Annotated in this window: 17 protein-coding genes; 8 read left to right on the top strand and 9 right to left on the bottom strand. The window is 72.0% G+C overall.

Features of this window, described 5'->3' with window-relative positions; translation table 11 throughout:
• Positions 1-16: 16 nt before the first annotated feature.
• The 3 genes from ACFY2A_RS19810 to mptB (ACFY2A_RS19800) all read left to right on the top strand — a co-directional run bounded on the left by ACFY2A_RS19810 (position 17) and on the right by mptB (ACFY2A_RS19800) (position 4992).
• Positions 17-1645 carry a hypothetical protein gene (locus ACFY2A_RS19810; RefSeq protein WP_387173443.1) on the top strand — a complete coding sequence of 543 codons (1629 nt, stop codon included), beginning with the start codon at positions 17-19 and terminating at the stop codon, positions 1643-1645.
• A 185-nt stretch (positions 1646-1830) separates the two neighbouring features.
• Positions 1831-3243: a polyprenol phosphomannose-dependent alpha 1,6 mannosyltransferase MptB gene (gene mptB, locus ACFY2A_RS19805; protein WP_387173441.1), complete on the top strand. Its 1413-nt coding sequence runs from the start codon at positions 1831-1833 to the stop codon at positions 3241-3243.
• A 153-nt stretch (positions 3244-3396) separates the two neighbouring features.
• Positions 3397-4992 (top strand): polyprenol phosphomannose-dependent alpha 1,6 mannosyltransferase MptB, encoded by a 1596-nt coding sequence (gene mptB / locus ACFY2A_RS19800; protein WP_387173693.1) that lies wholly within the window; start codon positions 3397-3399, stop codon positions 4990-4992.
• A 138-nt stretch (positions 4993-5130) separates the two neighbouring features.
• Here mptB (ACFY2A_RS19800) and ACFY2A_RS19795 read toward each other — a convergent pair whose 3' ends face one another.
• The 3 genes from ACFY2A_RS19795 to glnA all read right to left on the bottom strand — a co-directional run bounded on the left by ACFY2A_RS19795 (position 5131) and on the right by glnA (position 8071).
• Positions 5131-6111, bottom strand: a complete 981-nt coding sequence (locus tag ACFY2A_RS19795) for a hypothetical protein (protein WP_387173439.1) — start codon at positions 6109-6111, stop codon at positions 5131-5133.
• A gap of 76 nt (positions 6112-6187) precedes the next feature.
• Positions 6188-6547, bottom strand: a complete 360-nt coding sequence (locus ACFY2A_RS19790; RefSeq protein ID WP_387173437.1) for a PadR family transcriptional regulator — start codon at positions 6545-6547, stop codon at positions 6188-6190.
• 99 nt (positions 6548-6646) lie between these two features.
• Positions 6647-8071 (bottom strand): type I glutamate--ammonia ligase, encoded by a 1425-nt coding sequence (glnA, locus tag ACFY2A_RS19785; RefSeq protein WP_210940403.1) that lies wholly within the window; start codon positions 8069-8071, stop codon positions 6647-6649.
• Between the two features lie 393 nt (positions 8072-8464).
• On the opposite strand from glnA, the gene ACFY2A_RS19780 reads away from it, so the two are divergent.
• Entirely contained in the window at positions 8465-8827 is a 363-nt protein-coding gene (locus ACFY2A_RS19780; protein WP_387173691.1) for an RDD family protein, read from the top strand.
• 172 nt (positions 8828-8999) lie between these two features.
• On the opposite strand, the gene ACFY2A_RS19775 is transcribed toward ACFY2A_RS19780, so the two are convergent.
• Positions 9000-9689: a DUF4191 domain-containing protein gene (locus ACFY2A_RS19775; protein WP_093401255.1), complete on the bottom strand. Its 690-nt coding sequence runs from the start codon at positions 9687-9689 to the stop codon at positions 9000-9002.
• A 195-nt stretch (positions 9690-9884) separates the two neighbouring features.
• Here ACFY2A_RS19775 and ACFY2A_RS19770 point away from each other — a divergent pair, with 195 nt between their 5' ends.
• On the top strand, positions 9885-10055 hold the full coding sequence (locus tag ACFY2A_RS19770) for a hypothetical protein (RefSeq protein ID WP_363923369.1): 171 nt from the start codon (positions 9885-9887) through the stop codon (positions 10053-10055).
• An 8-nt stretch (positions 10056-10063) separates the two neighbouring features.
• Positions 10064-13285, top strand: coding sequence for an AAA family ATPase (locus ACFY2A_RS19765; RefSeq protein WP_387173434.1), 3222 nt, complete (start codon positions 10064-10066; stop codon positions 13283-13285).
• A gap of 113 nt (positions 13286-13398) precedes the next feature.
• Here the strand turns inward: ACFY2A_RS19765 and lipA are convergent, their stop codons facing one another.
• On the bottom strand, positions 13399-14391 hold the full coding sequence (lipA, locus tag ACFY2A_RS19760) for a lipoyl synthase (protein ID WP_387173432.1): 993 nt from the start codon (positions 14389-14391) through the stop codon (positions 13399-13401).
• A gap of 488 nt (positions 14392-14879) precedes the next feature.
• On the opposite strand from lipA, the gene aspS reads away from it, so the two are divergent.
• The gene (gene aspS, locus ACFY2A_RS19755) at positions 14880-16166 is read left to right on the top strand and encodes an aspartate--tRNA(Asn) ligase (RefSeq protein ID WP_387173430.1); all 1287 of its coding nucleotides are present in this window, start codon (positions 14880-14882) and stop codon (positions 16164-16166) included.
• Positions 16167-16321: 155 nt separating this feature from the next.
• On the opposite strand, the gene lipB is transcribed toward aspS, so the two are convergent.
• On the bottom strand, positions 16322-16966 hold the full coding sequence (gene lipB, locus ACFY2A_RS19750) for a lipoyl(octanoyl) transferase LipB (protein WP_387173428.1): 645 nt from the start codon (positions 16964-16966) through the stop codon (positions 16322-16324).
• A 108-nt stretch (positions 16967-17074) separates the two neighbouring features.
• The gene (locus tag ACFY2A_RS19745; RefSeq protein ID WP_387173426.1) at positions 17075-18895 is read right to left on the bottom strand and encodes a DUF2079 domain-containing protein; all 1821 of its coding nucleotides are present in this window, start codon (positions 18893-18895) and stop codon (positions 17075-17077) included.
• A 181-nt stretch (positions 18896-19076) separates the two neighbouring features.
• Between ACFY2A_RS19745 and ACFY2A_RS19740 the strand changes: the two genes are divergently transcribed.
• The gene (locus ACFY2A_RS19740) at positions 19077-20288 is read left to right on the top strand and encodes a PHB depolymerase family esterase (RefSeq protein WP_387173424.1); all 1212 of its coding nucleotides are present in this window, start codon (positions 19077-19079) and stop codon (positions 20286-20288) included.
• 135 nt (positions 20289-20423) lie between these two features.
• Here ACFY2A_RS19740 and ACFY2A_RS19735 read toward each other — a convergent pair whose 3' ends face one another.
• Both ACFY2A_RS19735 and ACFY2A_RS19730 read right to left on the bottom strand, forming a co-directional pair.
• Positions 20424-21323 carry a TIGR01777 family oxidoreductase gene (locus tag ACFY2A_RS19735; protein WP_387173422.1) on the bottom strand — a complete coding sequence of 300 codons (900 nt, stop codon included), beginning with the start codon at positions 21321-21323 and terminating at the stop codon, positions 20424-20426.
• A 47-nt stretch (positions 21324-21370) separates the two neighbouring features.
• The gene (locus ACFY2A_RS19730; protein WP_387173420.1) at positions 21371-22378 is read right to left on the bottom strand and encodes an aldo/keto reductase; all 1008 of its coding nucleotides are present in this window, start codon (positions 22376-22378) and stop codon (positions 21371-21373) included.
• Positions 22379-23561 lie beyond the last annotated feature (1183 nt).

Genomic DNA, 23561 nt, shown 5'->3' with positions numbered 1-23561 from the left:
GTGGTAGGACTGCTCGGTGCCGACATCGACCCATGCTGCCGTCCCGGACGGGGAGGCCGCCGAGGCTGCCACGGGTGCTGACGCACCGCGGCCGGGCTACCCCGTCCTCGGCGCGCTGGTGGTGTCGCTGCTGCTGGCTGTCGCGTTCCTGCTGGCCCCGCCCATGGGGACCGACCTCTCCGCGCAGGTGGCGCGCGCCGGTTTCGCCGAGCGCAACGGTCTCGCTCCGCTGGACTTCTCCTGGTACGGCGGGGTCAACCAGTTCGGCTACAGCCTCTACACCCAGACGCTCGGCGCGCTGGTGGGGGTGCGTCCGGTCGGTGCGGTCGCGGCGGTCGTCTCCGCCGTGGCCCTGGCCTGGCTGCTGGTCCTCACCGGCGCCCGCCGTCCGCTGCTCGGAAGCCTGCTGGGTGCGGTCGTCCTGGTGGGGAACCTGGCCAGTGGCCGGATCACCTTCGCGGTGGGCCTGATGTGGGCGCTGCTCGCGCTCTGTGCGGTGGCCGTCCCTCGGGGGGCGGGTTGGTGGCGGCTGCCGGCGGCCGGTGCGGCAGCCGTGCTCGCGACGGCCGCCAGCCCGGTGGCCGGCCTCTTCATCGGCGTCGCCGGCGGTGCCCTGCTGGTCCTCGACGTCTGGCGGGACCGGCGACCCGGAACCGCCGCCCTGGTCCTCTGTCTGGCGCCGCTGGTGACGGTGGCACCGATGGCGGTGCTCTTCGGCAACGGTGGCTGGCAGCCGTTCAGCGCCGAATCACTGCGGATCAACCTCGCCCTGGCCGTGGTGGTGCTCGCGCTCGTACCGGTCCGGGCACTGCGGGTCGGTGCCGCGCTCACCGCGCTGCTCCTGGTCGCGGCCTATCACCTGCCCAGCCCGATCGGCTCGAACGCGCTGCGCCTGCCGATGCTCTTCGCCCTGCCGGTCGTCGCGGCGTACGTCGGACTGGGCCGGCGGTGGCTGGCCGCGCTGCTCGTCGCGCTGTTCTGGTGGCAGTCCCCGGTGATGACCAACGACATCGCCCGCCGTGGGTCGGCACCCGCGTACGCCACCTTCTACGAACCGTTGCTGGACGAACTGGACCGGCGGGCACCGGTCGGCCGGATCGAAGTGGTGCCGCTGCGGGACCATTGGGAGAGCGCCTTCATGGCCGCGGCCGTACCACTGGCCCGAGGCTGGGAGCGGCAGGTCGACGTGGGACGTAACCCGCTCTTCTACGATGGCAGTCTCGATGCCGGCCGGTACGGCGAATGGCTGCGCCGCAACGCCGTCAGCTACGTCGCCGTCGCGCCGGACGCGGCCCTCGACCGGTACGGCCAGGACGAGGCGACGCTCGTGCTGGCCGGCCAGCCATACCTGCGGGAGGTCGGTCGCCCCGGGCAGTGGCGCCTGTACCAGGTGCTCGACCCGGCACCACTTGTCTCCGGTCCGGCTCGGCTGGTCACCTCCGACGACGCGGGGGTGCGCTTCACCGTCGACGCGCCCGCCGACGTGCTCGTCCGGGTCCGTTGGTCCCGTTGGCTGTCGCTGTCCGCGGGCGACGGGTGCCTGAGCCCCGACGCGGACGGGTGGGCCACGGTACGGGCCCGCACTGCGGGCACGTTCGAGGTCACGAGCAGCCTGCGGCCGTCCGGCCACTGCCCGCTCGGCTGACGCTCGCCGCTCGCCGCTCGCCGCTCGTGGGTCGGGCGGTCGGTGGGGCGGTTGGGCGCTGAGCGCTCGCCGGTGCGTGGTTGTCGGGGGGCGGGCGGTGTGGCGAAGGCCGGGCAGGGCGGCGCGTGCCCGCCGCGTGATGCCCACCTCCGGACCGCGCGCACGGTACTGGCAGCATGTCGGACGTGCCCCATCACCTCGTGCGCTGGACCGGACTGGCCGGATCGATCATGCTCTCCGTGGCGGCGTTTCTCGGTGGCGCCCTGCCCGATGGTGACCTGCGACCCAACCCGGTCAAGATCTGGCTGGGGCCGAACGGGCCGCTGATCATCGGGCTGTGGTTGTTCGGCACCGCAGCCATGGCGATGGCCTGGTGGACGCTGCGGGACCGGGTGCCGTCGGCCCGGTGGGCCCTGGTCACCGCCGGGCTGTGGGCGCTGCCGTTCCTGGTCACCCCGCCGCTGGGCAGCCGGGACGCCTACGCGTACGCGTGCCAGGGGGCGAGCTACGCCAACGGCATCAGCCCGTACGAGTACGGCGTCTCCACGCTGCCCTGCCCGTGGCTGGACACCATGTCGTACATCTGGCGGGACACCCCGGCGCCGTACGGCCCGCTGTTCGTGGTGCTCTCCGGCGCGGTGGTCGCCGCGACGGGTTCCCTGATCGGCAGCATCGCGCTGTTCCGGGTGCTCGCGGTGGCCGGCGTGGTGCTCACGGCGGCCTGCCTGCCGGTGCTGGCCCGTCGGTGCGGTGTGCCGGTCGGTCGGGCCCTCTGGCTCGCCCTGGCCAGCCCGCTGGTCGGGGTGCACCTGATCTCCGGCGTACACAACGATGCGCTGATGGTCGGGCTGCTGGTGGCCGGGCTGGCCGTGGTGGTCAGTCGCCCCGGTCGGCCCTGGCCGTTGCTGGCCGGCGGCGTCGTCCTCGGCCTGGCCGCCGGCATCAAGGTGACCGCGCTGGTGGTGGTGCCGTTCGCGGCGCTCGCCGCGATCACCGGCGGCTTCTCGCTGCGCGCGCTGCTGCGCCACGGTACGCCGGTGGTCGGCGGCGCCGTGGCCACGCTGTTCGGTGTGACCCTGGCCGCCGGGCTGGACCTCGGTTGGATCACCGGGCTGTCGCACGGCAACGAGGTGGTCGCCTGGACCTCGCCGCCGACCGCCGTCGGGCAGACCGTCAATTACCTGGCGCTGCCGTTCGGCCAGCACATCGACGCGCTGCCGGTGACCCGGGGCATCGCGGTACTGGTGCTGGCGGCGGTGCTGGTGTGGCTGTGGTTCCGGGCCCGCCACCGGGAGCCGCTCTGGCACGCCGCGCTGGCGTTGACCGCGACGGTGGCGCTCGCCCCGCTGTTCCACCCCTGGTACTGGTTCTGGCCGCTGGCGCTGCTCGCCGCCACCGCGCAGCGCACCTGGTGGTTCAGCGCGGTGACCGGGTACGCCGCGTTCCTGGTGCTGGCCGACGGCACCGGCCTGCCCCGCTACACCAAGACGGTCGGTGCGCCGCTGATGACGCTGTTCGTGATCGTGGTGGCGGTCCGCTTGGTACGGTCGGCGAAGGAGGCCCGGGCGGCGGCCCGTCAACCGGTACCCGTCGAGTAGGCCAGTCGGCGGGGCGTTCCTGGACCCCGCACCTGAGGAGAGGTACCGCCGGTGACCGATCCCGGCGCCCATTCCCACCTCGGTCCCCGCTCCGCGACCGGCGCCCGTAGCGATCCGGGGCTCGGTGACGACCGACCTGCGGGCCCCCGCGACCTGCTGGCCCGGTACACCGGACTGGTGGGGGCGCTGCTGCTGGCGGTCGCCGGTTACCTCGGTGGTGCCCTGCCTGACGCCGCCACCGCCCCCGACCGTGGCCCGCTGACCGTCACGTTGTGGTTGCTCGGCACGATCGCCATGGTGGGTGCCTGGTGGGCGTTGCGCGCCGGTGCGCCGTCGACCCGATGGGCGTACGTCACCGCCGGGTGGTGGGCACTGCCGCTGCTGGTCACCGCTCCGCTGGGCAGCCGGGACGTCTATTCGTACGCCTGCCAGGGCTGGATCTACGCCGACGGGGGTGATCCGTACGCCACCGGGGTGGCTGCGGCCGGCTGCCCCTGGGTCGAGACGGTCGCGCCGATCTGGCGGGACACCCCGGCCCCGTACGGGCCGTTCTTCGTGCTGCTCGCCGCGCTGGCCGTGCTGCTCGGCGGTGGGTTGGTCGGCACGGTGGTACTGCTGCGGATCCTGGCGCTCGCAGGCGTGCTGGCGGCGGCGGCCTGCCTGCCCGGCCTCGCCCGGGCAGCCGGCGTGCCGCCCCGGCGGGCGACCTGGCTGCTGCTGGCCTGCCCGCTGGTCGGGGTGCACCTGGTGGCCGGGGCGCACAACGACGCGGTGATGCTCGGCCTGCTCCTGCCCGCCCTGCTGCTCCTGGTCCGCCGCGCACCGAAGCCCGATGGTCTGCACGCGGGCCCGCAGGCGGTGCCAGCCGACGTCGCGCCGTCGCCAGCCTCGCGGTGGTGGCCGTTGGGTGGCTCGCGGCGGCGGTCGGTCGGTTCGCGGTGGTGGCGGCCCTCGGTGGGGGTGCTGCTGGTGGCCGGGTTGCTGCTCGGGCTGGCGGTGTCGGTGAAGGTCACTGCCGTGGTGGTGCTGCCCTTCGCGGCGCTGACCGCCGTACGGGGTCGGTCCGTGGTGTGGGCGCTGCTGCGGGACGGCGGCCTGCTGGTGGTCGGGGCGGTCGGCGGGCTGCTGATTCCCTCGCTGCTGACCGGTCTCGGGCCTGGTTGGCTCGGTGGGCTGGGCCGCAGCGGCGACACCGTGCAGTGGACCTCGCCGCCGACCGCCGTCGGCATGCTCGTCGACTACATCGGCGAGCTGCTTGGCCGCCACCCCAACGCGGTCCCGGTAACCCGCATCGCCGGCCTGGCCCTACTCGCCACCCTGCTGTTCCTGCTCTGGTGCCGCACCCTGCTCACCCTCCACCCCCCACCCCCCACCGCGTTGATCAAGAAGTTTTCGCCCTGGCACGCCGGTACCGAGAGCGCAAACCTCTTGGTCAACACGGCCGGGGTGGGCAGTGGGGTGGTGTTGGGGGGAGTGGGGGTGGCGTTGGGGGCCACTGTGGTGCTCGCGCCGGTGTTTCATCCCTGGTACGCCACTTGGCCGCTGGCGGTGCTCGCGGTGGCGGCGACCCGGACCGGCTGGTTCGTGCTGCCGTGTGCGCTGGCCTCGTTCCTCGCCCTGCCGGACGGCACCAGCCTGGCCCGGCTGACCAAGGCCCCAGGCGCGATCGCGATGACGATCCTGGTCCTCGCCGCAGTCATCTGGACCCTGTCCGGCCGCCGATCACAGCGGTCGCCCCCACCCCACTGACCATCGGTACGCGCCGGTAGGCGGCCGAACCGTGGCAGCAAAGTTGCCCGACACGCCGCTGCGGCAGCACCGGAACTGCCACGCTTACCAGCCTTGCTGCGTCGAGCCGCCAGGGGCGGGATCCGACAGGGGCCCGGGTCAGCGGCGGGCGCCGCAGGTGGGACAGGGTTCGCCGGGGCTGCTGCCGCCGATGCGACGTCGCAGGGCCACGGCGGCCGGCAACACGATCGGCCCGAGCAGCCCGACGGTGAGGGCGGCACCGACCAGGGTCGGATAGGTGGGGCGTGGGGCACCGGCGAGGCCGTCCACCGCCCCGGCCAGGATGTGCACGCTGAGCAGGCCGATCGGGGTGAGCAGGACGACCACTGCCCAGCCACCCCGCCAGTCCCGTCGCATGGCCAGACCGACGGCAAGCAGCAGCCCGACCCCCAACAGCACCGCCCCAGCGGCCGGCAGCAGCAGTTCGGAGGTCCACCGGTACGAGCCCCAGTAGAGCTCGTTGCCGGCCCCGGCGACGAATGCGCCGCCACTCGCCGCTGCCGCGATCGGCAGGGCCCGAGCCGGCAGCGGCAGGTGACCGTCGACGGCGAGCGCCAGCACACCGAGGGCGACCTGTGGCGCCAGCACCAGCAGCGGCGGCCGGGGCAGGCCGGTGGTCAGGCCCACCACGGGCACCGCCACGGTGGCCAGCACCGCCATCGCGATGGCGACCCGAGTGGGTCGGCCGGGCGCGACGAGTACGAGGACCGCCACGACCAGCCACGCCAGCCATGCGACGATGCCGACCGACGTGAACGGGTCGAACACCGGCACGCCCGCCCCGGCAGGTGGTGGACTTTGTTCGACGAGTGCCCAGAAGCCGGCCAGGAAGGCGGCGGTGGTCAGCGCGAGCAGCGCCGCGAGGCGTACCCCGGGAATCAGGTCGGTGGCGCCGGCTGCCCGCAGCCGCTGGCGGAGACCGCCGCGCACGAGGTCGGCGGCGTCCGCGAGGGAGGGCCAGCGCCGTCGCGGGTCCGCCAGGTCGAGGTACGTCCCGACGATTTCGTCGCCGCGGTCGCGGCGGTAGTCCGTCGGGTACGCCCGCAGCAGGTGCCGGTATCGGCGCTCCAGGGTGCTCATGCCGGCCCTCCGCTTCGCTGCGTGCCGGCCTGAGGCACCAGCGCACTGCGTTGATGATTCGCTCGCTGACGCTTGCTCATGCCAGACCTCCGGCGGTACGCGGGGCGAGGGGGCGCACCGCGCGGGCGCGCAGTCGGGCGGTGGCGGCCTCGACGTTGCGGCGTAGCCGTTCGGTCTCGGCAGCCAGCGTCGCGTCACCGGTGGGAGAGAGGCGGTAGTAGCGGCGCAACCGCCCGTCGACGGTCTCCTCCCGGTCGAGTTCGACCAGGCCGGCGTCGGTGAGCCGGTCCAGCGCGCCGTAGAGGGTGCCGGGGCGCAGCGACAGCCGTCCGTCGGAGAGGGCCGTGACCTCGCCGATGATGGCGTAGCCGTGCATCGGCTCGCGGGCGAGCGCGGTCAGGATGAGGAAGGTGGGTTCGCGTAGCGGAGTGTCCACGCCCCGAATATATCGGACGCGAAGGTATTAGGTTGGGCCGACATGCCGCGGGCCGGCTCCGCGAGGTGCGGAACCGGCCCGGACGGCGCTGGCTGGAGATCAGCAGTCGAAGTACATCGCGAACTCGTGCGGGGTCGGGCGCAGACGCACCGGGTCGACCTCGTTGGCCCGCTTCCAGTCGATCCAGGTGGAGATCAGGTCGGGGGTGAAGACGCCGCCGTCGAGCAGGTAGTCGTGGTCGGCCTCCAGCGAGTCCAGCACCGCCGGCAGGGAGCCCGGCACCTGCTTGACGTCGCCCCACTCCTCCGGCGGGAGGTCGTAGAGGTCCTTGTCGATCGGCGCCGGCGGCTCGATCTTGCTCTTGATGCCGTCCAGGCCGGCCATCAGCATCGCCGAGAAGGCGAGGTAGACGTTGGCCGACGGGTCCGGCACCCGGAACTCGACCCGCTTGGCCTTCGGGTTGCTGCCGGTGACCGGGATGCGGGTGCAGGCGGAGCGGTTGCGCTGCGAGTAGACCAGGTTGACCGGCGCCTCGAAGCCCGGGACCAGGCGACGGTACGAGTTGACCGTCGGGTTGGTGAAGGCCAGCAGCGACGGCGCGTGGTGCAGCAGACCGCCGATGTACCAGCGGGCGGTGTCGGACAGGCCGGCGTAGCCGGTCTCGTCGTAGAACAGCGGCTCGCCACCCAGCCAGAGGCTCTGGTGGGTGTGCATGCCGGAGCCGTTGTCGCCGAAGAGCGGCTTCGGCATGAAGGTGGCGGTCTTGCCGGCGGCCCAGGCGGTGTTCTTCACGATGTACTTGAAGAGCTGGAGCTGGTCACCGGCGTGCAGCAGAGTGGAGAACTTGTAGTTGATCTCCGCCTGGCCGGCGGTGCCGACCTCGTGGTGCGAGCGCTCCACGGTGAAGCCGGTGTCGATCAGCCGGCGGACGATCTGGTCGCGCAGGTCGGCGTAGTGGTCGACCGGCGGCACCGGGAAGTAACCACCCTTGTACGCGGTCTTGTAGCCGCGGTTGCCGCCCTCCTCCTCACGGCCGGTGTTCCAGGCGCCCTCGATCGAGTCGATGTAGTAGAAGGCCTGGTGCGCGGAGGTCTCGTGGCGGATGGAGTCGAAGATGTAGAACTCCGCCTCCGGACCGAAGTAGGCGGTGTCGGCGATACCGCTGGCGGCCAGGAAGGCCTCGGCCTTCTTCGCCACGTTGCGCGGGTCCCGCGAGTACGCCTCGCGGGTGAACGGGTCGTGGATGAAGAAGTTCAGCGCGAGGGTCTTCTGCGCGCGGAACGGGTCGATGAAGGCGGTGGCGACGTCCGGGAGCAGGAGCATGTCCGACTCGTGGATCGCCTGGAAGCCGCGGATCGACGACCCGTCGAAAGCGAGACCGTTGGTGAAGAAGTCGTCGTCGACGGACTCCACCGGCAGGTTGAAGTGCTGCATGACGCCGGGCAGGTCACAGAAACGAACGTCGACGAACTTCACGTCCTCGTTCTTGAGGTAACGCAGGAGTTCCTCGGGATTGGCGAACACTCGTCCTCCTGGCACGTCCACGGATAGCTAGGCTCCTGGCGACGCTATGGCCGTGCGGTTGCCCAGCCATGTCTCCAGTGTTTCTGCCGTGTTACGTCCCTCGCGTTGGGTTACCCCGGGCGCCTGACCCGGACACCTCAACCCGAGGAACGGGTCCGGCTGTGCCAGTGTAGTGAAACTTGATGAGATTGGTCCTTTTTGGCGCCCCGCGTCGGCCGGCGCTGGTGCCCGTTCCGGTCGGCCTGGCGCCCGGGTCCGGCCCGGTACGGCACCGGCGTTCGGGCCGGTACGCGCACGCTTCCCGCCTGGCATCGGGCCCGCACCGGGTCGGCCGCGGCGCTGACTAGGCTCGTCCGGGTGACCACCCAGCCGCGCCCTTCGCCGCCACCCGCCATGGATCCCGACTTCGTCCCGGCCGACCTGGGCCGCCGGTTCGGGGCGCTGGTGATCGACTGGATTCTCTGCCTGCTCGCGTCGGGCCTGTTCGCCAGCCCCACCCGGGACGCCTGGGCACCCGTGCTGGTGCTGATCCTGCTGTACGGCGTCTTCCTGGGCCTGTTCGCCCAGACCCCCGGCATGTACGTCACCCGGATCCGGTGCGTCGACTGGACCGACGGCGGCCGGATCGGCCTGCTCCGGGCGCTGCTGCGTGGTGTGCTGCTGGCCCTGGTCGTCCCCGCTCTGCTGATGGACCAGCATCGACGGGGCCTGCACGACCGCCTCACCGGCTCGGTCGTCACCCCCGCACCGCGCTGACCCGCCCACCCGCCCGAGCCTTCACGGACCGGCCCTCGCGCCTGAGCCCTTCACCGGCGAACCGGCCCCTCCGCCCGAGCCCCAGGCTCGAGCCGCACGGACCGCCCCCCCCCGCACGGACCGCCCTCCAGGCTCGAGCCCGCACGGACCGACCCCCGCGGGCGTTGTGGGCTCAGCGGCCGCGCATCTGGCGGGACGCGCCGCGCGGCGGGCGGAGGTTCTTGGGGATGGCGCCCTTGGGCATCTGAGGGCGAGAGGTGAGCGCCTTGAGGCGCTTGTCCAGGGAGTTCACGTCCTTGCCGCTGAGGTTGCGGGGCAGCCGCATCAGCGTCATCCGCAGCTTACGGATCGGCAGCTCGCCTTCGTCCTGCCCGATGACGTAGTCGTAGAGCGGGGCGTTGCCGATCACCTTGGCCAGCCGACGCTTCTCCTGGCCGAGCAGGCCGCGAACCCGCTGCGGGTTGCCCTCCGCCAGCAGAATCACGCCGGGCCGGCCGATGACCAGGTGCACCATGTCCATCTGGGTGGTCGAGCTGACCGCCGGGGAGACCCGCCAGTCACCGCGCATGTTCTCCATGATCTGCGCGGCGGCGCCCGGTTGCCCCTCGGCCGCGTTCATCATCGCCCGGTTCGACCGGAGGTTGAGCACGATCAACAGGCAGAGCAGGGCGAACAGGATACCCAGCGGTAACCAGAGCCAGCCCCAGAGCGCGACCGCGACCACGGTCAGCGCGAGCGGGATCAGCACCGCACCGGTGGCCAAGGGGGCGAACCACTTGTCCTGCTTGGCGGTGAACCGGAACACCAACCCGATCTGCTTCAGCCGCTGGCCGAACGAGACCTTCTCCTGGGGCTTTGCCATGGCGTCGAGTCTAGTGGTCGCCCGCCGCACCGTTGATCCGCGGCCGGCTGAGTACCTTACGGCCCCGCTACGCCGCCCGCGACCCGGCGTAAGGAGGGCGAGTGGGCAGAGATCGGGCGCGGTGCCCATGCCCCGGCGGCACCTTCGCGAGCAGAGTCAAAGTCACCAGTTGACGACGATCGCAGGGAGCGCGACATGTTCGGTCACGACGCCAACCTCATGCTCACCCTCTACCGTACGCACGCCGCGGAGCTGCGGGCCGAGGCCGCCCGGGACCGGTTGGCCAGGTCGCTGCCGCGCCGCTCGGCACGCGGCTGGCTGAACCGCCGGCACCACCGGACGCGTACCGACGAGGCGCGCCACTGAGCGCCGACATGAGGGAAAACCAGCCGGCTGAGGTGAAGCCCGGTCCCGACACCGCCGCAGGTGTCGGGACCGGCACGGTCACCGGCGGCGACATCAGCACCGGCAGGGGCACCAGCAGCAGCGCGGGCACCGACCCAGGCATCACCAGCGGCCCAGTCACCAGCACGACCGGCACGACCGTCACGACCGGCACGGCCAGTACGACCAGTACGACCAGTACGACCGGCACGGCCAGTACGACCGGCACGGTCGCGGGCACCGGGACGGGCGCCAGCAGCGGCCCGGCGGCCGGAGGTCGGGAGGACGGCCGGCGGGGCGGTGGGGGTGGGCGTGGCATGCTCGGTGCCGTGACCGTCCGCCCCACCAGTACCGTCCTCGTCGGCCGCCAGCGTGAGATGGCACGACTGCGTGCGGCGGCCGGCCGCGCCCGCGCCGGGGAGCCGGTCACCGTCCTGGTCGGTGGCGAGGCCGGGGTCGGCAAGACCCGCCTGCTGGAGGAGTTCGGCAGCTCCGTCGGCGACGACGTCCGCCTGCTGGTCGGGCAGTGCCTCGAACTCGGCGAGGCCGGCCTGCCGTTCGCTCCGTTCGCCGCGATCCTGCGGGCGGTGCTGCGCCGCGACGGTACCGGCGTCCTCGACGGGTACGATGCCGAGTTCGCTCGCCTGCTGCCGGAGCTGGCCCGACCGGCCGGTGCCGCCGCGCCCGCCGCCGGACCGCCCTCGGACGCCCCGCGGGGCTACCTGTTCGAACTGGTTGGCCAGTTGTTCGGCCGGCTCGCCGCCGCACAGCCGCTGATCCTGGTCATCGAGGATCTGCACTGGGCGGACCGGTCCACCCGCGACCTCATCGGTTTTCTGGTGCGGGCGGCCCGCACCGGCCGGCTGCTGCTGGTCTGCACCTACCGCACCGACGAACTGCACCGGGGCCACCCGCTGCGGCCCTTCCTGGCCGAGCTGGACCGGGCCCGGGGCGTCGAGCGGGTCGAGCTGTCCCGGCTGGAGCGGGACGGCACCGGGGCGGTCCTCGCCGGGCTGCTCGGTGCCGAGCCGGCCGCCCGGGCGGTCGACGACATCCACGACCGTACGCAGGGCAACCCCCTGTTCATCGAGGAGTTGGCCGCCGCCGGCAGCCCGATCGGCTGTGCCGCGCTGCCGGAGACGCTGCGCGACCTGCTGCTGGCCCGGGTGGACCGGCTACCCGATCCGGCCCAGCGGGTACTGCGGATCGCTGCCGCCGGCGGTAACCGCCTGGCGCACCAACTGCTCGCCGAGGTCGCCGGCCTGCCCGAGCCGGAGCTGGACGACGCCCTGCGGGCCGCCGTCGCCGCCCAGCTGCTGGTCGCCGATCCGGACGGCGACTACGAATTCCGTCACGCGCTGGTCCGTGAGGCGGTCCACGACGAGTTGCTGCCCGGTGAACACGCCCGACTGCACGCCCGGTTCGCCGCCGCCATCGAGGCGCAGCCGCACCTGGTCGCCGCCGGCCGGGCTCCGGCCGAGATCGCCCACCACTGGTACGCCGCCCACGACCATCCCCGAGCGCTGGTGGCCGCCCGGGTGGCCGCCTGCGCCGCCGCCAACCGGTACGCGTACGCGGAGCAGACCCGGCTGCTGGAACGGGTGCTGGAACTGTGGGAGCTGGTGCCCGACGCGGCCGACCGGCTCGGCATGGACCACCTGGCGGTGCTGGAGGAGACGCTGAGCGCGGCGACCACCGCCGGTGACTACCAGCGGGCGTTGACCCTGACCCGGGCCGCGTTGGCCGAGGTGGACACCGGTGAGCAGCCGCTGCGCGCGGCGCGGCTGCTGGATCGGCGTGGCCGGATGCTGGCCATGCTCGGCAAGAGCGACGGCGCGACCGAGCTGCGGGAGGCGTACCGACTGGTGTCGGGGGTGGCGGACGGCCCGGACCGACTGCGACTGCTCGCTGATCTCGCCGATCACCTGGCCCGCATCGACCATGTCGACGCGGCCCGGATCGCCGCCGAGGTGGTGACCGCGGCGCGGTGCGCCGACGCCGACGGCGCCCTGTTGCTGGTGCAGCTGGCGGTGCTGAAACGCCGGGAGGGCGCGGCGGATCTCGGGCTGGCCGAGCTGCGCCGCTGTGAGGCGCTGGCCCGCACCGCCGGGGAGGCACCGGCGCTGGTCAGCGCGCTGGTGCACATCTCCGACGTGCTGTTCGAGCTGGGCCGGTACGACGAGTCGGCGCAGGCCGCCGCCGACGGGGTGAGTGAGGCGCGTCGGGTCGGCATCAGCCGCTCCACCGGGGCGTACCTGCTCTCCAACCGGGCGGAGGCGCTGCTGGCGTTGGGTCGCTGGGCGGAGGCCGGCCAGGTGTGCGCCGAGGCGGCCCGGCTCGACCCGCCGGGTGTCTCCGGGTTGCACTGGCTGCAACTGCGGGCCGCCCTGCGACTGGCGCAGGGGCATCCCCGCGCCGACGAGACGGTCGCCCGGGCGCTGGGCTTTCTCACCAAGCCGTACCTGCATCCGCACAACCGGCTTCCGCTGCACCTGCTGCGGATGGAGGCGGCGCTCGCGGTCGACGACCGGGCCGAGGCGTTGCGGGCGGCGCAGACGAGCCTGACCGATCCGGCGATCGTCGACTATCCCCGCTACAGCTGGCCGGTGCTGGCTGCGGCGGGGCGGGTCGCCCGACACGTCGGCGATGACGCCGTGGCCGCCGAGATCGCCGCGCGGGCCAGCGGCGTCGCGGCCCGGTTCCCCGCCGAGCGGGCGTACGCCGCCGAGGTGGCCGCCACCGTGGCATCCGGTGCCGAGGCGCTCGCCGCCTGGCGGACGACGGTCGCGGCCTGGCGGACCGCCGGTCAGCCCGGGGAACTGGCGCGGGTGCTGCTGGGCTACGCCGAGGCGGCGGCGGGTGCGGGGGAGCGGGACGAGGTCGGTGCGGCGGTGAGCGAGGCAGCCGCGCTCGCCGACGGGCTCGGTGCGGTCCGGCTCGCCGAGCGGGCGGCCACCCTGGCCCGCCGGGTGGGGCTGCGTGGTGCCGGCCGGGGTCGACCCGGCGCGGATCTGCTGACCGAGCGGGAACGCGAGGTGTTGCGCCTGGTCGCCGCGGGCCACAGCAACAGCCGCATCGCCGAGCAGTTGTTCATCTCGCCCAAGACGGCAAGCGTGCACGTCTCCCGGATCATCGCGAAACTGGACGTGACGAACCGCGTAGAGGCCGCCGCCCTGGCCCACCGCCTCAACCTGCTGACTGACCCACCCTGACCGTCCTGCCCCAGACCCCGTCGATCTTGCACTTTTCGTCGGTGCGTATGCCGCATAAGCCGCAGCACGGCGACCGCAAGTGCAAGATCGACGAGCTGGGTGGGGTGGGAGTGTTAGGGGGTGGTTAGGGTTGCGGTTTGGCGGGCGGCGAGGGCCTGCTGGTAGAGGCGGCCGGCGCGGTAGGAGGAGCGGACCAGGGGGCCGCTCATCACGCCGGCGAAGCCGATCTCCTCGGCCTCCTCGCGCAGCTCGACGAACTCCTCCGGCTTGACCCAGCGTTCCACCGGGTGGTGCCGGGGGGAGGGGCGGAGGTACTGGGTGATGGTGATCAGCTCACAGCCGGCGGCCTGCAGGTCGCGCAGGGCCTGGGAGATCTCGGCCCGCTCCTCGCCCATACCGAGGATCAGGTTGCTCTTGGTGACCAGGCCGTCGGCGCGGGCCTGCCGGATGACGTCCAGGGACCGCTCGTAGCGGAAGGCCGGCCGGATCCGCTTGAAGATCCGAGGGACCGTCTCCACGTTGTGCGCGAGCACCTCCGGCCGGGCACCGAAGACCTCGGCGAGCTGCTCGGGTACCGCGTTGAAGTCGGGGATCAGCAGCTCGACACCGCAGCCGGGCTGCAGGGCGTGGATCTGCCGGACGGTCTCGGCGTAGAGCCAGGCGCCGCCGTCGGGCAGGTCGTCGCGGGCGACGCCGGTGATGGTGGCGTACCGCAGCCCCATCGACACGACCGACTCGGCGACCCGACGCGGTTCGTCGGCGTCGAACTCGGCCGGCTTGCCGGTGTCGATCTGGCAGAAGTCGCAGCGGCGGGTGCACTGGTCACCGCCGATGAGGAAGGTGGCCTCGCGGTCCTCCCAGCATTCGTAGATGTTGGGGCAGCCGGCCTCCTGGCACACCGTGTGCAGCCCTTCGCGGGCGACCAGCCCGCGCAGCTGGGTGTACTCCGGGCCCATCTTGGCCTTGACCTTGATCCACGGCGGTTTGCGCTCGATCGGCGTCTCGGCGTTGCGTGCCTCGATCCGCAGCAGTCGCCGCCCCTCGGGGGCGGGCGTCGCGGTACTCGCGGCCTTGCCGGTCGTCGGCGCGGAGTGCTCGATCGTCACAAAACGAGCCTACGCCGGACGGCAGCCGTCGATGAACGGCGGGCGACGGCCGTCACCCCGGAAATCTTGTGACGCCGGACACCGGGGCCGGAAAAAACGGGTCACACGGTGACGGCGGGTGGTGCTAGCGTGCCGACACGAAGCGACGACGGAGCCGAGTAGCGCACCGGTCCGCCAGTTCAAGAGAGCCGCCGGTTGCTGCGAGGCGGTCTGGCACCGGGGCCGCGAAGACCCTCCCGAGCTGCGGGAAGAACAGCGTGCGGTGACTGGACGTCCTTGCTGAGCAGGGCCGCTCCGGCATCCGCGCCCAGTAGAGCCCGCCCGGCTGGCCCCGGTGAAAAGGCGACGAACGAGGCTCCCGTACCCGACGGGAGCGAAGGTGTGGTGGCACCGCGAGGTTCCCGCTCGCCCACACCTCCCGGGGCTGAGGCGATGCCTCGCCATCCGAGGTGGCGAGGGCGTTGCGATCGACCGAGGAGCAGCCCACTGTGCAACGCATCCTGTCCGACCAGCTCACGCCGTACACCGGGCGTACCGTCCGGATCGCCGGCTGGGTCCACCGCCGCCGCCTGCTCAAGTCGGTGGCCTTCCTGATCGTCCGTGACGCCGCCGGCCTCGCCCAGGTGGTCGTCACCGACCCGGCGGTGCGCGCCGACGTGGCGGCGCTGCCCGAGGAGACCGTCGTCGAGGTGGTGGCCACCGTCGTCACCAACCCGGCGGCACCCGGCGGGTTGGAGCTGACCGACCCGACGGTACGGCCGCTCGGCCCGCCCGCCGTGCCGCCCCCGTTCGACCTCTACCGACCCGACCTGGCCGCCACCCTGCCGACCCAGTTGGACCACGCCCCGGTCGCCCTGCGCCACCCGACCCGATCGGCCGCGTTGCGGATCTCGGCGGCGGCGGTGGCCGGTTTCCGGGCCGCGCTGGACGCCCGCCGTTTCGTGGAGATCCACACGCCGAAGGTGGTCGCCTCGTCCACCGAGAGCGGGGCGAACGTCTTCGCCCTGGACTGGTTCGGCCGGCCCGCGTACCTGGCCCAGTCGCCGCAGTTCTACAAGCAGCTCATGGTCGGGGTCTTCGAGCGGGTCTACGAGGTCGGGCCGGTGTTCCGCGCCGAGCCGCACGACACCGTGCGGCACCTGGCGCAGTACACCTCACTCGACGTCGAGTTGGGCTTCGTCACCGACCACCGGGACGTGATGGCGGTACTGCGGGACACCCTCGCCGGGATGCTCGACGCGGTCGGCGACCGGGCCGCGGGCGCGCTGGCCACTCTCGGCGTCGAGCCCCCACCGGTGCCGGCGCAGATCCCGGCGGTGCATTTCACCGACGCGCTGCGGATTGCCGGCGCGCCCGCAGACGAACCGGACCTGGCCCCGGCGCACGAACGGGCGCTGGGGGAGTGGGCCCGGCGTGAGCACGGCTCGGAGTTCCTCTTCGTCACCGGGTACCCGATGGCGAAGCGGCCCTTCTACACCCATCCGGACCCGGCGCGGCCGGGCTACTCCAACGGCTTCGACCTGCTGTTCCGTGGGCTGGAACTGGTCACCGGTGGCCAGCGGCTGCATCGGCACGCCGACTACCTGGCCGCGCTGGCCGCCCGGGGTGAGCCGGTGGAGCCGTACGCCGGCTACGTCGACGCGTTCCGGCACGGCATGCCCCCGCACGGAGGCTTCGCCATCGGCCTGGAACGCCTGGTCGCCCGCCTGACCGGCGCCCCCAACATCCGCGAGGTAACTGCCTTCCCCCGCGACCTCCACCGCCTAACCCCCTGACCCCTGACCCACCTACCCCCGGAGCGCTGCTCGGACCCGGCGGCCCGGCGGGGTCGATCAAGGGGTTTGCGTCGGGGATCCGCACCGGAACCGACGCAAACCTCTTGATCACCGCGGGACTGGCCGGGGTGGGACTGGGGCGGAGGGGGTGGGGGTCAGGGGGTGGGGAGGAGGGTGGGGAGGTGGCGTTCGACTACGGGGAGGGCGTCGGTGACGGTGATCGGGCGGCCCAGCTCGGCGGTGAGGGAGGTGACGCCGGCGTCGCGGATGCCGCACGGCACGATCCGGTCGAAGAACGCCAGGTCGCAGTCGCAGTTGATGGAGAAGCCGTGCAGGGTGGCTCCTCGGGCGACCCGGATGCCGATCGCCGCCACCTTGCGCTCGGGGCCCCGGTCATCGGCCGGCACCCACACCCCGCTGCGTCCCTCGACGCGGCCTGCGGCCAGACCGAACTCGGCGCACACGTCGATCAGCAACTGCTCGACCCGCCGGACGTACGCGACCACGTCGACCGGGTCGGGCAGGCGCACGATCGGGTAGCCCACCAACTGGCCCGGGCCGTGCCAGGTGATCTTGCCGCCCCGGTCCACGTCGATCACCGGGGTGCCGTCGACCGGACGGTCCCACGGCTCGGTGCGCTTGCCCGCGGTGTAGACGCTCGGGTGCTCCAGCAGCAGCACGGTGTCGCCCTGCCCGCCGGTGACCACCGCCTCGTGCAGGCGACGCTGTTCGTCCCAGGCGGCGGCGTAGTCGAGGACACCGGCGCGTACGGCCGTCAGGCCGGAGGTCGTCACGGTCACGCATCCAGCCTAGACCCGTACCCGCTGGTCACCAGTGGTGAGCCGGCTCACCGCCGGACCCCGCCGCCACACCGCTGGACCGGCCGGGTCACCGTCGGCACTGCCGGCTCACCGCCGGACCCGCCACACCCAGACGTCCTCGACCCGCTCCGGCTCACCGAAGAGGAGGACCAGGGTGCGGCGGATGGCCTCCTCGTCCACCGGCCACTTGGCGCCGTGCACCTCGTCGGCGAGTACCACCGTCTCGATCCGCCAGTGCTCCAGGTCGGCGCGGACCTCCTCGCGGGTGCCCTCGGTGACGATCGGCGGCAGACCGCTGCGGGCGGCCTGGTCCAGCAGCGCGCCGAACGGGCGCGGCACCGGACCGATGCGTCCCCGGTCGTCGGGGCCGCCGGGGCCGAGGAAGAAACCGGACGGAATGGCGAACTCGCCCTGCCGGTTCGCCAGCGCGTACGCCTGCCAGCGCTGCCCATCGGGGTAGACGTCCAGGGTGAGCGGCGCCGGGGTCAGCACCCCGCCCGGGGAGACGTGGTCCCGCCAGGCGCCGGAGGTGATGAAGCGTGGGATCGGCTCGCGTTCGCTGGTCAGCAGCGGAGTGGGGAGCAGCGGCACCAGGGCCACCGCGAAGCCGACCGTCCAGGCCACCGCCGCCGGGCGGGAGGGCGGACGTCGACGCAACTGGTCCACCGCGTACGCCAGCAGCAGGCCGATCACCGGCGTCACCACAAGCGCGAACCGGGCGGGTAGCGCGGCATTCACCACCGGCAGATGCCCGAGTACGTCGAAGGGCATCGGCAGGTCGGTGCGCCGGCCGTCGACCTTGGCCACCGGCCCGAAGGAGAGCGCGGTGAACACCACCGCGACGATCCCGAGCGCCCACAGGGTGGCCCGTCGACGTGCGTCACCGGCCCGCCACAGCAGCGCGAAACAGCCGACGGCGAGCACCAGCAGCGGCAGCCCGAAGAAGGAGTTCTCCTCGGTCGGGTTCGGCGCCAGCGAGGTGCCGAGACCGGCCTCGCCCGCCAGTGAGCGGCGCGGGTAGGCGGCGTACGCGGCGATGTCCTCGGAATGGATGACCGCGTCGAAGCCGGTGCCGTGGAACCGCTGCGGCCCGGCGAAGTGCAGCCACAGTGGATAGGCCAGCAGCACCCCGGCGACCACCGCGGTCACCGCCAGCCCGCGCAGGAACGACGGCAGTACGGCGCGGGCCTCGGCCCGGTTGGTCGGGTGCAGCGCCCAGACGGCGACGAAGAGTCCGAGCGCCAGCGCGGTGAAGAAGAGTCCCTCGGCGGCGATCGAGAAGGCGACCGCGACGAGTACGCCGAGGATGGCGCCGTCACGTAGCCAATGGCCGGGCCGGCGCAGCGCGAACAGCCGCCACACCAGCAGTGGCACCAGCCAGCCGGCGGTCCAGTTCAGGTGGGCGTTGGCGTGCGAGACCATCCCGGGGGAGAAGCCGATGAACAGTCCGCCGACCGCGGCGGCGAGCGGGCTGCGGACCAGGTGCCGGGAGAGCAGCCAGTACCAGGCGACGGCGGTGGCGGCCAGGTTGAGGGTGAGGACCACCAGGAAGGTGGCCGGCGGGCCGATCAGGTACGTCAGCGGGGCGAAGACCGCCGCGTACACGGTGATCGAGGTGTTGACCGCCAGGTTCACCCCGTCCGGGACGTTGATCAGATAGGTGAAGAGGGGGTTCTCCCCGTGGGTCAGCGCGTGCCCGCCGAAGGCCAGCAGCCACTCGAACAGCGCCTGGTCGCTGGAGTTGACGGTGATCGCCCGCCCGTTCGGGTCGATCCACAGCCCGCTGGTCACCCAGACGGCGAGCGCCAACGCGACCAGCACCACGGTCAGGTCGGCGCGGCGGTCGCGAGCGATCCGCGACGGCGACGGTGAGGCGGGCGCGGACGCCACGGACGGGGAGGTGGGCACCTAGCGGACGTTACCAACCGCACCGGGACACGCCGGTCAGACCCGGCAGGTAGGCGGCTACCCGCCCCGCCACACCCGGACATCGACGAATGTGTGCACGTCCACCATGTCATCGGTGCGACACAACTGCGTAACGTCGCGGCAATCATTGGTGATCCAGCTCACAATCATGGAGGCTCTCGTGCGCCGAACCCGTACCCGGCTCGCCGGTGCGCTGGCCGGGCTGGCCCTCGCGGCCACCGCGCTGGTGGCCGTCGCCGCTCCCGCCCAGGCCGCGTCCCTGACCCAGGTCACCGGCTTCGGCTCGAACCCCGGCAACCTCGCCATGTACGCGTACCGACCGGACAATCTGCCCTCCGGTGCCCCGGCCGTGGTGCTACTGCACGGCTGTGCCCAGAACGCCAGCGGCTACTTCGCCAACTCCGGCTGGCAGAAGTACGCCGACCAGTGGCGGTTCGCGCTGATCGTGCCCGAGCAGCGTTCGGCCAACAACTCCAGTTCCTGCTTCAACTGGTTCGAGACCGGCGACACGTCCCGAGGGCAGGGCGAGGCGCTCTCCATAAAGCAGATGGTCGACCACGCCCGATCGGCGTACGGCACGGCCGCCAACCGGGTCTACGTCAGCGGGCTGTCCGCCGGCGGGGCGATGAGCGCCACCATGCTGGCGACCTACCCGGACGTCTTCGCCGGTGGCTCGATCATCGCCGGGCTGCCGCACCGCTGCGCCACCAGCATGATCAACGCCTTCTCCTGCATGAGCCCCGGCGTGGACAAGACTCCCGCGCAGTGGGGTGACCTGGTCCGCAACGCCCACCCCGGCTACTCCGGTGCCCGTCCGAAGGTGGCCATCTGGCACGGCACCAGTGACTACACGGTGGCGACGGCGAACGCCACCGAATCGCGCGACCAGTGGACCAACGTGCTCGGTGTGTCGCAGTCGCCCACCAGCACCCGGCAACTCCCGGCGGGCACCAGCGTCGAGGTGTACGGCAACGACGTGGTCCGCGTACACCGGGTCTCCGGGATGGGGCACGGCACCCCCGTCGACCCGGGCTCGGGCGCGGACCAGTGCGGTACCGCCGCCGCGTACTTCCTGGACACCATCTGCTCGACGTACCACGACGCGATCTTCTTCGGCCTCAACGGCGGCGCGACCCCGACCCCGACCGCGAGCCCGACCGCGTCACCCACCCCGACGGCGAGCCCGACCCCCACCGGCACCCCGACCTGCATCACCGCCAGCAACTACGCCCACGTCACCGCCGGCCGCGCCTACCACTCCGCCGGCTACGCCTACGCCAACGGCTCCAACCAGCGGATGGGCCTCTACAACACCTTCTACACCACCACCCTGCGCCAGACCGCCCCCAACCACTGGGTAATCGGCTGCTGACCCACCCCCACCCCACCCCACCCCACCCCACCCCACCCACCCCACCCCGTTGATCATGAGGTTAGCGGCAGTCCTGGAGATCATCTTCGCCGCTAACCTCATGATCAACGCGTGCACGGGGAGGGGTGGGCCGGGTCAGGCTTCGAGGGCGGCTTGGAGGGCGGTGCGGAGGTCGGGATGGCGGAAGGTGAACTGGGCGCGGTTCAGGACGCCGGGGAGGACGCGGGTGCTGGTGAGGGCCTCCTGAGCGAAGCCGCCCAGGGCGACCTTCAGGGCCAGCGCCGGGATCGGGATGACCGCGGGGCGGTTCAGTTGGCGGGCCAGCTCGCGGGTGAACTCGGCGTTGGTGACCGGGGCCGGGCCGACCACGTTGACCGGCCCGGCGAGGTCGGCCCGGGCCAGCAGGAACGTGGTGGCGTTGAGCCAGTCGGTCATCGAGATCCACGGGATCCACTGTCGGCCGCTGCCGAGCCGGCCCGCGATGCCCAGCTTGAACGGCAGCAGTTGCGGCTTGAGCAGCCCGCCGTCGCGGTGCAGCGGCAGCCCGGTGCGCAGCCGCACCACCCGTACCCCGGCATCCTCGGCCGGCCGGGTGGCCGCCTCCCACACCCGGGCCACGTCGGCGAGGAAGCCCTCGCCGGCCGGCGCGTCCTCCTCGACCACCCGGTCGCCGGTGTTGCCGTACCAGCCGATCGCCGAGGCGTTCAACAGCACCTCCGGCCGGTCGGCAACCGGCAGACCGGCGATCGTGGTGGCCAGGGTGCTGGTGGTGTCCACCCGGCTGGACCGGATCAGCTGCCGATACCTGTCGTTCCAGCGCCGGTCGCCGACACCCGCGCCGGCCAGGTTGATCACCACGTCGGCCTCGGCGACCACCGTCGGGTCCAACTGCGCCGCCGACGGCGACCATCGTCGCTCGTCGGCGGCGCGCGGCGGCCGTCGTACCAGCCGGGTCACCTGGTGCCCGTCGGCGACGAGCAGGTCGACCAGCCGGCTGCCGAGGAAGCCGGACGCGCCGGCCATGAGGATCCGCATGCCCTCCATCTTCGGGTACGCGCGGCGGCCCGGCCGCGTCGAGTCGGTCACGCCCGCGTGGCGGCCCCGTCCGGACGTAGCTCCGACAGGTGCCGCTCGACCTCCGCGTAGGCGTCGGCGGGCAGCGGCCCGAGGGCGAGCACCCGGGTGTTCTCCTCGACCTGGGCCACCGTGCGGAAGCCGGGAATCGGCACCGTACGCGGGCTGCGGGCCAGCAGCCAGCCGAGCGCGCCCTGGGCGAGGGTACGGCCGTCGGCGGTGAGCGCGTCGCGTACCTGTGCCACCCGCTGCGCCCACTGCGGCGCCGGTTGGCCGTCGGTGAACCAGGGTAACCACTCCGGTGCCCGCCCCCGCACGTCGTCGTCGCCCAGCGACCGGGTCGCGGCCGTCAGCAGCCCCATCGCCAGCGGCCCCCGGTTGATGCTGGCCAGGTCGTACTTGTCGCAGACCGCAAGCATCTCGGCGTTGTCCCGCAGCACGGACTGGTCGTGCTGGATCGCCGTGCAGTGCGGGGCGGCCGGGGCGAAGGCGGCAGCCGAGTCGGGGTGGTCGGTGCTCCACCCGTACGCCCGGATCTTGCCCTGGGTGACCAGGCCCTCCAGCGTGTCGACCAGGTCGAGCGCGAGCGCCGGAGCCAGATCGTTCAGGTGCAGCTGCAACAGGTCGACATGATCGGTGTCGAGCCGGCGCAGCGACGCCTCCAGACTCGCCACCGCGTACTCGGGACGGTGGTCCTCGCCGGTGGCCCGGCGGGTCGCCTCGTCGGAGGTGAAGCCGAACTTGGTGGCGATCACCACCTGGTCACGCCGCCCGGCGACCGCCCGACCGAGCACCCGCTCGCTGTGCCCGGCCCCGTAGTTGCTGGCCGTGTCGAAGAACGTCACCCCGTGCCCGATCGCCGCGTGCACGGCCCGCACCGACTCCTCGTCGTCGACCTCGCCCCAGCCCAACGGCTGCCGGTCGTCGCCCCACAGCGGCCCGCCGATCGCCCAGCAGCCCATGCCGATGGCGCTGACCTCGATCCCGCTGCGACCCAGTTTCCGTGTCATCGTCATGCCGCCAAGCGTCGCGTTTAGAGCACACTCGAAGTCAAGCGTCATCGAGCCGCCCGACCTTGTGGCGGGCGTGGCGATAGAGCCGACTGATCGGTGTCAGTACGGAGCCAGCCAGACAGGGTTGCAACCCGGGTCGTATCGTGGGTCACATCGTCGACCGTCCGGCGATATCCCTATGGATCCCCCGCCCGGCGTTCCACCGCTCTCACAGCTTCCGATGGCATGACTCCTACGTTGTGGAAAGCCGTTTACCCAGCACCAACAGTCGACCCAGAGGATGTTGTTCGCGCAGTACGGGGAGTTCCAGTAGCAGTGACATCCACCCTGATCGTCTTGCTCCGGTTCCAGCGAATAACGGGCGCGATTCCAGGTGGCGTTGGGTGCGGACACCCGATTGAGGGAACTCCTGGAGTCGAGCCGCTGCGACTGATTTCCATTAGTCGCTGAACGCGACCTGCTGAGCTGCTCAAAGACATCCGCCAGCGTCTCGTTCGAGAATGAGACCTCAACGACTATCAACCTTTTTCCGCAGCAGACATGGGTGTCGTCGGTCGTCGTGACGGACTCGATCGCATCTTTGCTGACCGAGAGCGATGCCGAACAGGCGCAACCACCCTCGGCAAGCCAGGGCGTGACCCTGACTCTAGCCTCGTCGTCTGCGATGGGTTCGATAGTAGCGAGAAGCTGGGCAGAAGTTCCCTGCCTGTGTAGCAATTCATCAACCGAGATATTCTCTGACGTTGACGCCACGGGTTACCACCCACCTGACTGACCAGCGGTACGCGAGCCTCTGTCTGGGGAAGACGATCCGCCGGTGCTGTCGGTCCAGTCAAGGTGAAATATGGGAGCTATACGCGAGTGACCATGATCTGACAACTGCAAGTGGTCGCATCCGACCTGCCAATATTCGGATTGCCCGCGACCTGCCGGATTGCGAGCTCATCCAGGAGAAGTCAGGACTCGGTTATCTGTATCGGAATGACCGGAATCAAGCAACCTCCAGCCCTGCGACTGCCCGGAAGATCTTCTTGTGGCATCCAGCGTGTCCCGCGTTGTCAGTGCCACGACGAACAACGACTAGCCGAATCACTAAGGGACGTCTCGTAACTCCGTCGGCCGTCCATGATGGATCATGTCGGGGTGCAGGTGATCTCGGTAGCCCGCCAGGAGTGGATTTTCCCGT

The organism is Micromonospora sp. NPDC000442 (assembly GCF_042898635.1).
Classification (GTDB): Bacteria; Actinomycetota; Actinomycetes; order Mycobacteriales; family Micromonosporaceae; genus Micromonospora.
Note: the sequence above shows the minus strand (reverse complement) of the source record. Positions and strands in the feature narration are given on the sequence as shown.